The sequence below is a fragment of the Pseudomonas sp. Z4-20 genome, assembly GCF_051131955.1.
GTDB lineage: Bacteria > Pseudomonadota > Gammaproteobacteria > Pseudomonadales > Pseudomonadaceae > Aquipseudomonas > Aquipseudomonas marvdashtae.
This window is the reverse complement of record NZ_CP071641.1, coordinates 4938925-4953142: the sequence shown is the minus strand read 5'-3', so window position 1 is coordinate 4953142 and position 14218 is coordinate 4938925. Positions and strand designations below refer to the sequence as shown.

At 61.4% G+C, this 14218-nt stretch carries 14 protein-coding genes; 3 read left to right on the top strand and 11 right to left on the bottom strand.

Annotation, left to right across the window (positions count from 1 at the left end):
* Positions 1-27: 27 nt before the first annotated feature.
* From J3P82_RS22750 to leuS, 5 genes are all read right to left on the bottom strand, one after another.
* The gene (locus tag J3P82_RS22750; RefSeq protein ID WP_434558770.1) at positions 28-1350 is read right to left on the bottom strand and encodes a lytic murein transglycosylase; all 1323 of its coding nucleotides are present in this window, start codon (positions 1348-1350) and stop codon (positions 28-30) included.
* A gap of 72 nt (positions 1351-1422) precedes the next feature.
* The gene (gene arfA, locus J3P82_RS22745) at positions 1423-1587 is read right to left on the bottom strand and encodes an alternative ribosome rescue factor ArfA (protein WP_047229500.1); all 165 of its coding nucleotides are present in this window, start codon (positions 1585-1587) and stop codon (positions 1423-1425) included.
* A gap of 265 nt (positions 1588-1852) precedes the next feature.
* Positions 1853-2890 (bottom strand): DNA polymerase III subunit delta, encoded by a 1038-nt coding sequence (gene holA, locus J3P82_RS22740; protein ID WP_434558769.1) that lies wholly within the window; start codon positions 2888-2890, stop codon positions 1853-1855.
* A 51-nt stretch (positions 2891-2941) separates the two neighbouring features.
* Entirely contained in the window at positions 2942-3547 is a 606-nt protein-coding gene (lptE, locus tag J3P82_RS22735) for an LPS assembly lipoprotein LptE (protein ID WP_434558768.1), read from the bottom strand.
* A gap of 89 nt (positions 3548-3636) precedes the next feature.
* Positions 3637-6243, bottom strand: a complete 2607-nt coding sequence (gene leuS / locus J3P82_RS22730) for a leucine--tRNA ligase (protein WP_434558767.1) — start codon at positions 6241-6243, stop codon at positions 3637-3639.
* 292 nt (positions 6244-6535) lie between these two features.
* Between leuS and J3P82_RS22725 the strand changes: the two genes are divergently transcribed.
* Positions 6536-6856 carry a hypothetical protein gene (locus tag J3P82_RS22725; RefSeq protein WP_434558766.1) on the top strand — a complete coding sequence of 107 codons (321 nt, stop codon included), beginning with the start codon at positions 6536-6538 and terminating at the stop codon, positions 6854-6856.
* A 103-nt stretch (positions 6857-6959) separates the two neighbouring features.
* Positions 6960-7721: a YdcF family protein gene (locus tag J3P82_RS22720; RefSeq protein ID WP_434558765.1), complete on the top strand. Its 762-nt coding sequence runs from the start codon at positions 6960-6962 to the stop codon at positions 7719-7721.
* Positions 7722-7790: 69 nt separating this feature from the next.
* Here J3P82_RS22720 and lnt read toward each other — a convergent pair whose 3' ends face one another.
* The 5 genes from lnt to miaB form a co-directional block, all read right to left on the bottom strand.
* Entirely contained in the window at positions 7791-9314 is a 1524-nt protein-coding gene (gene lnt, locus J3P82_RS22715; protein WP_434558764.1) for an apolipoprotein N-acyltransferase, read from the bottom strand.
* 27 nt (positions 9315-9341) lie between these two features.
* The gene (locus J3P82_RS22710; RefSeq protein WP_186610826.1) at positions 9342-10181 is read right to left on the bottom strand and encodes an HlyC/CorC family transporter; all 840 of its coding nucleotides are present in this window, start codon (positions 10179-10181) and stop codon (positions 9342-9344) included.
* Positions 10182-10221: 40 nt separating this feature from the next.
* Complete coding sequence (ybeY, locus tag J3P82_RS22705; RefSeq protein ID WP_434558763.1) at positions 10222-10680, bottom strand: rRNA maturation RNase YbeY; 459 nt, start codon at positions 10678-10680, stop codon at positions 10222-10224.
* Entirely contained in the window at positions 10673-11683 is a 1011-nt protein-coding gene (locus tag J3P82_RS22700) for a PhoH family protein (RefSeq protein WP_434558762.1), read from the bottom strand. Before J3P82_RS22700 ends, ybeY begins: the two co-directional genes overlap by 8 nt.
* 124 nt (positions 11684-11807) lie before the next feature.
* A complete protein-coding gene (miaB, locus tag J3P82_RS22695; RefSeq protein ID WP_434558761.1) occupies positions 11808-13136 on the bottom strand; it encodes a tRNA (N6-isopentenyl adenosine(37)-C2)-methylthiotransferase MiaB in 1329 nt (442 codons plus the stop codon).
* A 132-nt stretch (positions 13137-13268) separates the two neighbouring features.
* On the opposite strand from miaB, the gene J3P82_RS22690 reads away from it, so the two are divergent.
* Entirely contained in the window at positions 13269-13598 is a 330-nt protein-coding gene (locus tag J3P82_RS22690) for a DUF1820 family protein (protein WP_003185742.1), read from the top strand.
* A 39-nt stretch (positions 13599-13637) separates the two neighbouring features.
* Here the strand turns inward: J3P82_RS22690 and J3P82_RS22685 are convergent, their stop codons facing one another.
* Complete coding sequence (locus J3P82_RS22685; protein WP_434558760.1) at positions 13638-14192, bottom strand: tetratricopeptide repeat protein; 555 nt, start codon at positions 14190-14192, stop codon at positions 13638-13640.
* Between the last annotated feature and the right edge of the window lie 26 nt (positions 14193-14218).

Sequence of the window (14218 nt, the reverse complement as noted above, 5' to 3'; positions counted from 1 at the left end):
TTTAGCGGTAGGACGCATCAGGCCGATTCAGCGGTTACGTAGCGCGTCCAGCAGCTTATGCGTCGGATATCCATCCGCCGGCCAGCCAAACGACTGTTGGGCGCTGCGGATCGCCTTGCGGGTGTTGGCGCCAATGATGCCGTCGGGATTGCCTGCGTCGTAGTTGTGCTTGCCGAGCAGGGTCTGCAGCTCGATGCGTTCGCTGCGGCTCAGGGGCAGGTCCTCTTTTGGCCACTGTCCGTAGACCAGCCCTGCACCGGTGAAGCGCTGAGACAACAGCCCAACCGCCAGGGCATATGAGGATGAGTTGTTGTACTTGAGGATGGCGCGGAAGTTATCGAAGATCAAGAACGCCGGGCCGCGATGGCCGGCCGGCAGGAGCAGGGACGCCGATAGCGGCTTGTTCTCGGGGGCTATCGGTAAGCTGCCATATTCCGAGACGCCCAGCCGTATCCATTCGGAGACTGGCTTGCGGATCGTGCCATCGGCCAGGGTGTAGTCGAAGCCCTCCGCGAGATCGACCTCGAACCCCCATGGCTGGCCGCGCTGCCAACCGGAGCTCTGCAGGTAATGTGCGGTCGAGGCCAGGGCATCGGTGGCGCTGCCCCAGATGTCACGGCGACCGTCGCCGTCAAAATCAACCGCATGGGTGTTGTAGGTGGTGGGAATGAACTGGGTCTGGCCCATGGCGCCGGCCCAGGAACCGAGCATTTTTTCTGGCGAGATGTCGCCCTGTTGCAGGATCTGCAGCGCGGCGATCAGTTGCGCATGGGCAAAGCCGGGACGCCGTCCTTCGTAGGCCAGGGTCGCCAAGGAGTTGATCACCGATTTGTTGCCCTGGAACTGGCCGAAGTTGCTTTCCATGCCCCACACCGCAACCAGCGCCTCGCGATCGACACCATAACGTTGTTCGATGCTTTGCAGGATCTGCGCTTGCTGCTGGATCAGGGCCTGGCCTTTGCGTATGCGCAAGGGTGACAGTGCACCGTCGAGGTATTCCCACACCGGTCGGGTGAATTCAGGTTGGCTGCGATCAGCCTTGATCACGCTCATGTCCGGACTGACGCCGATAAATGCACGGTCGAACAAATCGGCACGGATCCCGGCGGCCAGGGCTTCCTTGCGAAACCCGGCCTGCCATTCGGCAAAGGTCTGGGTGGGCGCTATGACCAGGTTTTCTCCGGAGGGGACGACAGGCGGCACGATAGCCGGCGCCGTCATGACAGGAGCGGTCTGGAGCGGTTGGGCGTCGGCGGCGGTGGGTTTCTCTGCGCAGGCAACAAGCAGGGCGACGCTTGTGACGGCGATCAGTTGGCGCAATGGCCAACGACGGGGAAGACAAAAGGGCATGCACGGGTCCAGAAATTCAGTTCAGGTGCTGACCTTAACATGCGAAAGGGGCGTAGGGCTTGTCCGGGTGTTTCAAGCTGCCACAAAGCAAGAAGCCTCCCAGTTGTCAGACTGGAAGGCTTCGCGGCGGTAGCTACCTTTGCCCTTGGCAGGTCGTTCCTGGCGGCTGCGGAACAGGGGCTGGGCGATGATGGATTTGGCCTTGTTGGGGCCATGCTTGGATGGCTTTTTGCTCATATGGGATCTCTCGTGGGGTGGTTTTGCGGGGCAAATCATGGGACAGGGCTGGGGCTTTGTCCAGTCCCTGCATTGCGTAGGAAATTTCAAGGATGGCCGACGGCGTTGTGGCTGGAGAGCTGTTGTGGCGAGGGAGCTTGCTCCCGCTGGGCTGCGCAGCAGCCCCAAGAGAGCTGAATGCATTTTGTCTGACACACCAAGTCAAATGATTTTAGGACTGCTGCGCAGTCCAGCGGGAGCAAGCTCCCTCGCCACAGGTGCTGTGTTATTCAGCGGGTAAAGGGAGTCGCTGCCCAGCCATCAACAGCGACAACCGGCTCAGGCTCATCCACGGCGAGCCAGCGGCCTGGCCCTTGATCTGCGCATCGATGCGCTGGGCTTCCAGCAATAGTTGCGCCCAGCGTGGCGCCGAGTAACGTTGCAGGGCCTTGCTCATCAGCGGCTTGCGCTTGTCCCAGACGGGCGGGCGGGCCTGGCTGAAAGCTTTGTCCAGCGGCACGCCCTGGCTGTATTGCAGCGACAGGTTGGCCAGCAGCCGCAGTTCCCGAGCCAGGGCCCAGAGGATCACGGGAGGCTCGACGCCTTCGCCTTGCAGGCCTTCGAGCATGCGCAGGGCATGGGCTGCTTCGCCGTTGAGGATCGCATCGGTCAGCCCGAAGACATCGAAGCGGGCGCTGTCGGCCACGGCCGCCTGGACCGTTTCCACGGTGATCTGCCCACCTTCGGCCATCAGCTTGAGTTTTTCGATTTCCTGGGCGGCGGCCAGCAGGTTGCCTTCGACCCGGGCGGCTATCAGCTCCACCGCGTCCTGGCTGGCCGACAGGCCGGCCTGGGACAGGCGCTGGCGGATCCAGCTCGGCAACTGGCTGACATCAACTGGCCAGATCTGCACGAACTGGGTCTGCTGGCCTTCGACCAGGGCCTTGCCCCATTTGGTTTTCTGCGCGCTGCCATCGAGTTTCGGCAGGCTGATGAGTAGCACCGTGTCTTCGGCCGGTCGCGAGCAGTATTCGATCAGCGCAGCGGCGCCCTTGTCACCCGGCTTGCCGGAGGGCAAGCGCAGTTCCAGCAGGCGTTTCTCGGCGAACAGCGACATGCTGGCCCCAGCCTGCAGCAGCGTACCCCAGTCGAAACTGGCGTCGGCGGCGAACACCTGGCGTTCGTCGAAACCTTGCTGGCGGGCGGCGGAGCGGATGGCGTCGGCGGCTTCCTGGCACAGCAGCGGGTCATCGCCGCTGATGATGTAGACGGGCGCCAGTGCACCTTGCAGGTGTTTACCGAGTTGGGCGGGAGCCAGTTTCATAAGGGACAGTTCATAGGCAATGCAAGCGGGCGCCGAAGCGCCCCGCAAGGCTTATTCAGCCGGGATTTGCATCGGCGACTGCTGCGGGGTTTCCGCTTCAGCCTTGCGTGCCGCTTCGAGTGCTTCGGCTTCGGCCTTGGCCTTGGCATCGGCGGTCTGTTGCAGTTGCTCCAACTGGGCCGGGCTCAGCTGTTGCAGGCGTAGCATCATGCGCTGTACCAGGTCACGGCGCATTTCCTCGCGCACTTCACTGGACTCCTGCTCGGAACCGGTGATGTTGTTACCGTCATGCAGGTAGATCTTCTGCACTTGCAGCTTGTCGTCCAGCAACACCAGATTGTTTTGGCCGCGGATTTCGTAGCTCAGCACATTGTTCAGTTCGTATTCGGCCGAACGACCGGCGCCGGCATAGCTCAGGCTGCGCTGGCTTTGCTGTTCACGGGTCAATACCAGCTTGTAGGGTGCACCGCTGTAGATCTTCACACCGCTGTTTTCCAGCGTATCGCGCAGCGCTTTCACGGTTTCGCCATAGGCGTCACGCGCGCTCAGGTCCAGCTCGGTGATCGCCAGTTCGGTGGTGCCGGTGCCACGCAGCTGGAAGCCGCAGGCGCTCAATAGGACCGCCAGGCCCATAACCAGCAAATTACGTTTGTTCATCTTGTTGCTCCCCTTGAAACCCATGGGCCGAGCGTGCGGCCCTGCAGGTCATATTCGGCGTCCGACCTGTGGCCGGACGCCCGATCCAATTAGCTTGCGACGATATTGACCAGTTTGCCGGGCACCACGATCACCTTGCGGATCGTCAGGCCATCGACAAAGCGCAGCACGTTCTCGTTGGCCCGTGCGGCGGCTTCGACTTCTTCGCGAGTGGCGGCGGCCGGCATTTCAATCTGGCCGCGCAGTTTGCCATTGACCTGGATGACCAGGGTCAGGCTGTCCTGCACCAGCGCGGTTTCGTCCACCACCGGCCAGCGGGCGTCAATCACCGGGTCGGCGTGACCCAGTTGACTCCACAGCTCGTGGCTGATGTGCGGAGTGATCGGCGCCAGCAGCAGCGTCACGGCTTCCAGGCCTTCGTGAACCAGCGCGCGATCCTGTTCGGTGCCCTGCGCAGCTTTTTCCAACACATTCATCAGCGTCATCACCTGGGCGATGGCGGTGTTGAATTTGTGGTTCTGGCCAACGTCATGGCTCGCCTGCTTGATCGCCAAGTGAATCGAGCGACGAATGGCTTTTTGCTCGTCGTTCAGGCGGGCGACGTTCAGTTTCCCCGGCAGGCCTTGGGTGACGTGGGCTTGGGCCAGGCGCCAGACGCGCTTGAGGAAGCGGTGCGAGCCCTCGACGCCCGAATCGGACCATTCCGCGCTCATGTCGGGTGGCGAGGCGAACATCATGAACAGGCGGCAGGTGTCCGCGCCGAACTGGTCGATCATCGATTGTGGGTCGACGCCGTTGTTCTTCGACTTGGCCATTTTCTCGGTGCCGCCGATTTCCACTGGCAGGCCGTCGGCGATCAGCTTGGCGCTGATGACCTTGGCCTTGCTGTCGCGTTCGAGTTCGACGTCGCTTGGGTTGAACCAGGTGTAGGCCCCGTTGGCTTCGCGACGATAGTAAGTCTCGGCAATCACCATGCCTTGGGTCAGCAGGTTCTTGAACGGCTCGTTGGAGCTCACCAGACCTTCGTCACGCATCAGCTTGTGGAAGAAGCGCGCATAGAGCAGGTGGAGGATGGCGTGTTCGATGCCGCCGATGTACTGGTCCACCGGCAACCAGTGGTCAGCTGCGGATTTTTCCACCAGGCCGCCTTCATAGTGCGGCGAGGCGTAGCGGGCGTAATACCACGAGGACTCGACGAAGGTGTCCATGGTGTCGGTTTCACGCTTGGCCGGTGCACCGCATTTCGGGCAACTGCATTCGTAGAATTCAGGCATGCGGGCGAGGGGCGAACCAGCGCCGTCGGGTACGACGTCTTCCGGCAGGACCACGGGCAGTTGATCTTCCGGTACTGGTACGTCACCGCAGGTGTCGCAATGCACGATCGGGATCGGACAGCCCCAGTAGCGCTGGCGGCTGATGCCCCAGTCGCGCAGGCGGAACTGGGTACGCGATGCACCAAGGTTCTTCTTGATCAGGGCGACTTCGATGGCATCGAACGCACCGGCGAAATCCAGTCCGTTGAACTCGCCGGAGTTGATCAGTTCGCCGTGTTCGCCATAGGCGTCCTGCCAAGGAGCCGAGGTCTGGTCGCCAGCGCTGGTGCGCACGACCGCTTTGACCGGCAGGTTGTACTTGTGGGCGAATTCGAAATCGCGCTCGTCGTGCGCTGGCACGGCCATCACGGCGCCGTCGCCGTAGTGCATCAGCACATAGTTGGCGACCCACACCGGCAGTTTTTCGCCAGTCAGAGGGTGCTCGACGAACAACGAAGTCGGCAGGCCTTTCTTTTCCTGGGTAGCGACGTCGGCTTCGGCGACGCTGCCGCCCTTGCATTCGGCGATGAAAGCTTGCAGCTCGGGATTGTTCTGTGCGGCGAGGGCGGCCAGCGGATGCTCGGCAGCCACGGCCACGTAGGTGGCGCCCATCAGGGTGTCCGGACGGGTGGTGAAGACTTTCAGGGTGCCGGCTTCGCCGATGGACGCGACGTCGTACGGGAACTGCACTTCCATGCCCCGGGACTTGCCGATCCAGTTGCGTTGCATGGTCTTGACCTGCTCAGGCCAGCCGGTGAGTTCGTCGAGGCTCTCCAGGAGTTCGTCCGCGTAGGCGGTGATCTTGAAGTAGTACATCGGGATCTCGCGCTTTTCGATCAGCGCGCCGGAACGCCAGCCGCGACCGTCGATCACTTGCTCGTTGGCCAGTACGGTCTGGTCCACCGGGTCCCAGTTCACGGTACCGTTCTTGCGGTAGATCACGCCTTTTTCGAACAGGCGGGTGAACAGCCACTGTTCCCAGCGGTAGTAGTCGGGCTTGCAGGTGGTCACTTCGCGGGACCAGTCCACCGCCAGGCCCAGGCTGCGCAGCTGGGTCTTCATGTAGGCGATGTTTTCGTAGGTCCACTTGGCGGGGGCCACGTTGTTCTTCATCGCGGCGTTTTCCGCCGGCATGCCGAAGGCGTCCCAACCCATGGGTTGCAGGACGTTCTTGCCCTGCATGCGCTGATAGCGGGAGATCACGTCGCCGATGGTGTAGTTGCGCACGTGCCCCATGTGCAGCTTGCCACTGGGGTAAGGGAACATCGACAGGCAGTAGTAAGTTTCCTTGCCTGGCTGTTCGCTGACTTCAAAGGACTTTTGCTCGTCCCAGAACGACTGGGCGGCGGCTTCGATTTCACGGGGCTGGTAGTGTTCGTGCATGGCTACTTTTGTACTGAATGGGGTGGCCCAATCCTCTTCGTGGCCATGCTGGACGCAGACGACGCCGAATGCGGCGTTTTCGATGCCCAGGCAAGCTGGAAGTGGAGTTACAGGAAGCGCCGTAGCATACATGACGGCGCTCCGCCGAGGGAAACCCTGATTGCGTGCCGGGTATGCAGGACCACTGGCGAGGACCTGTGTTCAGGGCCGTTGGTCGCGGCGCCCTGCCGGTTCGCCCAGCGAAGCTAAGCTTCTCAATGGGGAGTGAGTCTTATCTTCAATGAGGTGAGGGATGGTTGAATCACAACGAAAAGTCGCTACACCTGAGTTGTACGGAAAACTGATCGACCGTCTCGGGGTGGCCCTGGACGCTGCAAGAACCGCCGGTCGTTTGCGTGATGAACGCCCGGCAGAGCTGGAGCTGCGCGGCTTGAGCCCCGCAGAGTTCGAACTGGTCAAGGCTTACCTTGAGCAGGTCGGGCACCAGGCCTGCGCAAGCGGAGCCCAGGTAAACAAGCGTCTCGATGCGCCCCGTTCGGCCAAGGTAGTCTGGCTCAAGGATCGGACGCCCGGCAAGGATGAAGTAAAGGTCCGGTCACTGCAGTTCAAGTAACGCCGAATTTACGCGTGTCGCTTTTTTTTGATTCGAGATCTTTGGAATCTGTTGTCGCTTTGCGTCAACCCACCTAGGCTTCGGGCATCTATGGAGATGCCCGATGCCGTTTCGCTATTTCATCAAACAACTCTTGTTGCCGCCCGGCATCCTTTTATTACTGCTGGCGCTCGCCTGGTGGTGGCGCGACTCCCGGCCGCGCCTGGCCCGTGTGTGTCTTGCTGTGGGGCTGGGTGGCTTCTGGTTGATGAGCCTGCCAGTTGCGGTGCAATGGAGCGCCAAGGCGTTGGAACGTGAACCACCATTAATACGTAGCGAATGGGCGACCTTGGCCCAGCGCGCCGACGCCATCGTAGTGCTGGGCTCGGGCCGCGAGCGCGGCGATCTGGCTTGGGGCGCCGACCAGCCCACCGGCATCGGGCTGGAGCGCCAGCGTTATGCGGCGCGGTTGGCCAAGGCTTCAGGCTTGCCGGTGCTGACCACCGGCGGCCTGCATTACGGTACCCCGCCCAGCGAAGCGAAGCTGATGGCCGACTCGATGCGCGAGGATTTTGGCGTGACCGTGCGCTGGCAGGAGGAACGCAGCCGCACGACTTGGGAAAATGCGCAGATGAGTGCCGAGATTCTCCTGCCAGCGGGTATCAAGCGTGTCGTGGTGGTGACCCAGGCGTGGCACATGCCGCGGGCAGTCTGGAGTTTCGAGCGTGCGGGATTTGAAGTGGTGCCGGCGCCTGTCGGTTTCCTGGGGCAGGACAATGCCCGTCCGCTGGGCGGCTGGATGCCGGAATTCAAGTCGATCTGGCAGTCTGGCCAGTTGATGAACGAGGCGGTGGGGCAGGTGGGGTATCGGTTGTTCTACCGCTGAGCTCCCTGTGGCGAGGGAGCTTGTTGTGGCGAGGGGATCTATCCCCTCGCCACAAGGGTATCGAAAACCTTAAACGGTCTTGGCCATCCGTCCAGCGATCAGTGCCCAACCCAGCAGCAGCACACTCAGGATGATCAACGGCCACGACCGCCATTGCAGATACGGCGTCAGGTCGTGCATCGGCACCACTTCGCCGTAGAGGATGCCGCGTTCGAATTGCGGGATGCTGACGGTAATCTGGCCGAAAGGGTTGATCAGGCCGGTCACGCCGTTGTTGGTGGCGCGGATCATCCAGCGGCCGGCTTCCAAGGCGCGCATCTGGGCCATTTGCAAATGCTGCAACGGGCCGATCGAGGTGCCGAACCAGGTGTCGTTGCTGATGGTCAGCAACAGGTCGCTGCGCGCTGCGAGGCTGGCGGCGAACTCTGGATAGACCACTTCATAGCAGATGAAGGGCGCGATCTGGTAACCCTTGGCTTGTAACAATGGCTGATCGGCCGGCCCGCGAGCGAAATCCGACATGGGCAAATCAAAAAACGCGATGAGCCCGCGCAGCAGGTCCTGCAGCGGCACGTATTCGCCGAACGGTACGAGCTTTTGCTTGAGGTAGGTTCCGTCACCTTCGCCGGTCACGGTGATGCCGTTGAAGTAGCGCTTCTCATGGCGGACCAACTGGCGAATCGGCACGCCGGTGATCAGCGCCGAATTCCGTTCGGCGGCGAAGTTGCCCATCATGTCCAGGTAGCCCTGGGCGGAATCCTTGAGCACTGGCACCGCGGTTTCCGGCCAGATCAGCAGGTCGACGCGCTTGGACGCAAAACTCATGTCGCGGTACAGCGCCAGTTGCGCGTTGAGCTGCTCGGGGTCCCACTTCATGCTTTGCTCGATGTTGCCCTGGATCGCCGCGACGCTCAGGGGCTCGCCCGATGGGCTGGTCCAGGCGTGGCCCTTGAGTGCCGTGCCAACAATCCATGGGCCGACCAGCAGTGCGACGCCTGCCGCGATAAAGCCTTTGCGGCCGCTACGAACCAAGCCGGGCGCGTTGTACAGCAGCGCGGCGGTCAAGGCCAGGGTGAAGGAAATCAGCCACATCCCGCCCAGCGGCGCGAGGCCGGCAAGGGGGCCGTCGAGTTGGCTGTAGCCGGAGTAGAGCCAGGGGAAACCGGTCAAAAACCAGCCACGAAACGCTTCCTGGCCCAGCCACAGCGCGGCGAAGGCCAGGGCATCGGCCAACGGCGCCTCGTTGCGCCGCAACCAGCGCGCCCAGAGCCAGGCCGGCAGCGCGAAGAACCAGGCGATCGCTGCGATGAACAGCAGCATCAACAGCCCGGCGAGCAGCACCGAGGCGCCACCGAAGTTATGGATGCTGACGTAGATCCAGCTGGTGCCGGCGCCAAACAAGCCAAAACCGAAGCACCAGCCACGGCCCAGGGCCTGGCGCGGCGAGAGTTCCCTCAAGCCGGCATAGAACAACCCGACCGCCAGCAATGCCAGCGGCCAGATGTCGAAGGGCGCCAAAGCCAGGGTGGTGATCGCGCCGGCCGCCACGGCCAGCAGGTTACCGGGCCAGCCGGGGCGGGTTATCCAACGCATGTGTGTCCTTAGCGGGGCTCGCGGGGTTTAACGGGCAATGGGTGACAGGCGCAGCAGATGAATCCGACGACTGTCGGCATTCAGGATGCGAAAGCGCCAAGAACCGATCTCGGTGGTTTCGTTGCGCTTGGGCAGGTGCCCGAAAGCACTCATCACCAGGCCGCCGACGGTATCGAACTCATCGTCGGAAAATTCGCTGTCGAAGAACTCGTTGAAGTTCTCGATAGGCGTCAGGGCCTTGATCAGGAAATCACCGCTGGGCAGCGGCTTGATATAGCTGTCTTCCTCGACATCGTGTTCGTCCTCGATGTCGCCGACGATCTGCTCGAGCACGTCTTCAATGGTCACCAATCCGGCCACGCCGCCGTATTCGTCGATGACGATGGCCATGTGGTTGTGATTGGCGCGGAATTCGCGCAGCAGTACGTTCAGTCGCTTGGACTCGGGCACGAAGGTGGCCGGGCGCAGCAAGTCCTTGATGTTGAAGCTGTCGCCGTTCTCTTGAAGGATCAAGGGCAGCAGGTCCTTGGCCAGCAGGACGCCCATGACATCGTCATGGCTCTCGCCGACGACCGGGTAGCGCGAGTGAGCGGAATCGACCACGGCGGGCAGGAACTCGCGGGGTGTCTGGGTCGCCTTGATGCTGACCATCTGCGAGCGGGGGACCATGATGTCCCGCACTTGCAGGTCAGCGACCTGGATGGCGCCTTCGACGATGGCCAGCGCTTCGCTGTCCAACAGTTTGTTCTGGTGTGCGTCGCGCAGCAGCTCCAGCAGCTCCTGGCGGTTTTTCGGCTCATGGGCAAAAGCCTGGGTGAGCTTGCCCAGCCATGACTTCTGCCCGTTGGTCGATCGATCTTCGCTCATAGCGATTACTCTGAATCCTTTGTCGTTACAGGTTGATGTATCAGTGTTCGTCGCCGGCATAAGGGTCCGGATGACCCAGCTCGGCAAGCAACGTTCGTTCCAGTGCTTCCATTTCCTCGGCTTCGTCATCTTCCATATGGTCGTAACCGAGCAAATGCAAGCAGCCGTGGATCACCAGGTGAGCCCAGTGGGCTTCGGAGGTCTTGCCTTGTTCGGCGGCTTCACGCTCCACCACCGGGACGCAGATCACCAGATCGCCCAGCAATGGGATATCGAGCAACTCGTCGGGCACGTCTGCAGGGAACGACAGCACGTTGGTGGCATAGTCCTTCTGACGCCAGGTGTGGTTCAGCTCGCGGCCTTCAGGTTCATCCACCAAGCGGATCGTCAGTTCCGAGTCGGCGCTGCGCTGGCGCAGGGCCAGTTCGCACCATTGGCGGAACTGGGCTTCGCTGGGGGAAGGTTGCTTGCTGGCTGGTTGCAAGTCGAGTTCAAGCATCGTGGCGCTTGCCCTTGTCGGCGGGCATGGCCTCGTCCTCGCGGTTCTCGAAGCGCTCGTAGGCTTCGACGATGCGCTGCACCAACGGGTGACGCACGACGTCCTTGGGCAGGAAATGCGTGAAGCTGATGCCCGGGACGTCCTTGAGCACCTGGATCACGTGGTTCAAGCCGGACTTGGTGCCGCGCGGCAGGTCGACCTGGGTGATGTCCCCGGTGATGACGGCGGTGGAGCCGAAGCCGATTCGGGTCAGGAACATTTTCATCTGTTCGACGGTGGTGTTCTGGCTTTCGTCGAGGATGATGAAGCTGTTGTTCAGCGTGCGACCGCGCATGTAGGCCAGTGGCGCAACCTCGATGACCTGGCGTTCGATCAGCTTGGCGACGTATTCGAAACCGAGCATTTCATACAGCGCGTCATAGAGAGGGCGCAGGTAAGGGTCGATTTTCTGGCTCAGGTCGCCAGGCAGGAAGCCAAGTTTTTCGCCCGCTTCGACCGCCGGGCGCACCAGCAGGATACGTCGCACCTGTTCACGCTCAAGCGCATCGACTGCGCAGGCCACGGCCAGGTAGGTCTTGCCGGTACCGGCCGGGCCGATGCCGAAGTTGATGTCGTTGCCCAGGATTTCCTTCACGTAGCGCTGCTGATTCATGCCTCGGGGGCGAATCATGCCTTTTTTCGTGCGCAGGGCCACCGCAGGTTCCGCGGGGGCGTGGTTGTCGAGTTCTTCGACAGCCGATTCCTGCAGGAACAGATGGACCATGTCCGGCGACAGCTCGCTCCCCTTGGTTTCCCGGTAGAGACGACGTAGGAGGTTTTCCGCGGAGGAGGTGTGTTTGGGTTCGCCGATCAGTTCGAACTGGTTTCCGCGGTTGCGGATCTCGATGGCCAGGCGCTGTTCGATCAAGCGCAGATGCTCGTCGAATTGCCCGCACAGATTGGCGAAGCGGCGAGCCTCAAAGGGCTCGAGAATGAAACGATGTGGTTCGATGGGTGCGTTCAAGGTCGTTTTTAGCCGCCCAGGGGCAATTAAGATGAAATCAAGGATAGCGCCAGTAGGCTGGGTGCGAAAGCTCTTAAACGGCGCAATCCGATAACAGGGGCTGACAATTGATCGTGGACTCAGATTATTGGACCAGCGAGCCGCGCAGGGAGTGCGGTTGTGCAGCGTCAATGTGCACGTCGGTGAACTGGCCTATCAGCGCCGGGGTATCGCAGCGGAAGTTGACGATCCGGTTGTTCTCGGTCCGGCCCTGCAGTTCGCCCGGGTCTTTTTTCGAGTAGTCGGTGACCAGGATCCGCTGGATCGACCCGACCATTTGTCGGCTGATTTCAAAGCCCTGCTGATTCAATCGATGCTGCAAGGCGTTGAGCCGTTCTTTCTTGACCTCCTCCGGCGTCTCGTCCACCAGGTCGGCCGCCGGAGTGCCGGGGCGCTGGCTATACACAAAGGAGTAGGAGAAGTCGAAGCCGACGTCTTCGATCAGCTTCATGGTCTGCTGGAAATCTTTCTCGGTTTCGCCCGGGAAGCCAACGATAAAGTCCGAGCTGATGCAGATGCCCGGCACAGCAGCCCGCAGCTTGCGCAGCTTGGATTTGTATTCGAGCGCCGTGTGGTTGCGCTTCATCGCCGCCAGGATCCGATCGGAGCCCGATTGCACCGGCAGGTGCAGGTGCTTGACCAGCTCAGGTACGTCGGCGTGGGCCTGGATCAGGCTGTCGGAGAACTCCAGCGGATGCGACGTGGTGTAGCGGATGCGGTCAATACCGTCCACCGCTGCCACGACCCGGATCAGTTCGGCGAGGTCCGCCAGGCGCCCATCGTGGGTCAGGCCGCGATAACCATTGACGTTCTGCCCCAGCAGCGTCACTTCGCGCACGCCGTTTTCGGCCAGGTGAATGATCTCGGCAATCACGTCGTCAAACGGCCGGCTGACTTCTTCGCCCCGCGTGTAGGGCACGACGCAGAAGGTGCAATATTTACTGCAGCCTTCCATCACCGATACATAGGCACTCGGGCCGTCGATGCGCGGTTCGGGCAGGTGGTCGAATTTTTCGATTTCCGGGAACGAAACGTCCACCTGCGGCAATTTGGTCGCGCGCGCGGCGTCGATCATCTCAGGCAGGCGATGCAGGGTCTGCGGGCCGAAAACCACGTCTACATAGGGTGCGCGATCACGAATGGCGGCGCCTTCCTGGCTGGCCACGCAACCGCCCACGGCAATGACCATTTCCGGGTTGGCCAGCTTCAGTTCGCGCCAGCGGCCCAGTTGAGAATACACCCGGTCCTGGGCGCGTTCGCGGATCGAGCAGGTGTTGAGCAGGATCACGTCCGCGTCTTCGGCGCGAGCGGTGACTTCCAAGGCCTGGTGTTCACCCAGCAGGTCAACCATGCGCGAGCTGTCGTACTCGTTCATCTGGCAACCGTGGGTTTCGATGTAAAGCTTCTTGGCCATGGAGGGGTCATCACCTGATTCAAAGAACCGCGCATTATAGGCAACAAGTCCCCGGGTTCCTACCGCTGTGCGAGCAATGGCTATGGTATAGTTCGCGCCCTCATTTTTACCCGCCGATGTGTTTCGCCAGCCATGACCAAACGTGAAGCTCCAATCTACAAGGTGATTTTCCTCAACCAGGGCCAGGTGTTCGAAATGTACGCCAAGCAGATCTATCAAAGTGATCTGTGGGGCTTCCTGGAAGTCGAGGAATTCGTCTTTGGCGAGCGCACGCAAGTGGTCGTCGATCCGAGCGAAGAGAAGCTCAAGGCGCAGTTCGAAGGCGTGGTGCGCAGTTTTGTGCCGATGCATTCGATCGTGCGCATCGACGAAGTCGAGCGCCTGGGCACACCGAAAATCAGCGAAGCCCGTGGCGCGGTCGGCAATGTGATGCCGTTTCCGATGCCGATGCCTGAGAAGTAAACCTGTCGCTGAATCCCCTCGCCACAGGTCTGTGATGGATCAGGGCAATGGCGAGAAGGGCGTGCGCCCGTCGGCGTTTTGCAGTTCCATCAAATATTTGCGAAAGATCTGCCCCAGTACCTGGGTCGCCACCTCCAGCTCGTCACGGGGCATTTGCTCGGCAACTTCGTCGGCGGTGTCCAAGGCTTCTTCGGCGCCGTTGACCGCCGCCATCTTCAAGACGATGTAAGCTTGGACGTTGTTGGCCGGCACGCCTTCACCATGAAAGAACATGCCGCCGAGCTTGTATTGCGCCTGGGCATGACCTTGCAGGGAGGCTTTTTCGAAGTAGCTGAGGGCCAGCTTGAGATCGCGCGGCGCGGCCTTGCCATCGTAGTAGAACTCACCCAACTCGTATTGCGCTTGTGCGTCACCGTCGTCGGCCGCTTTTCGACAGGCGTCGAGTGCCGGTGCGAGATCTTGTGGCTGGGTGTTGAGCGTGCAACGGCCCATTGCCGGGATCAACAACGAGTTACCGCCTGCCTGTGCGTGAGCGAGCAGGGGCTGAAGGACCAACAGGCAGCCCAAGGCAAGGGTGCGGCCGGTGCGGTTCATGAGAATCGACTTACCTCTGAGGGGCG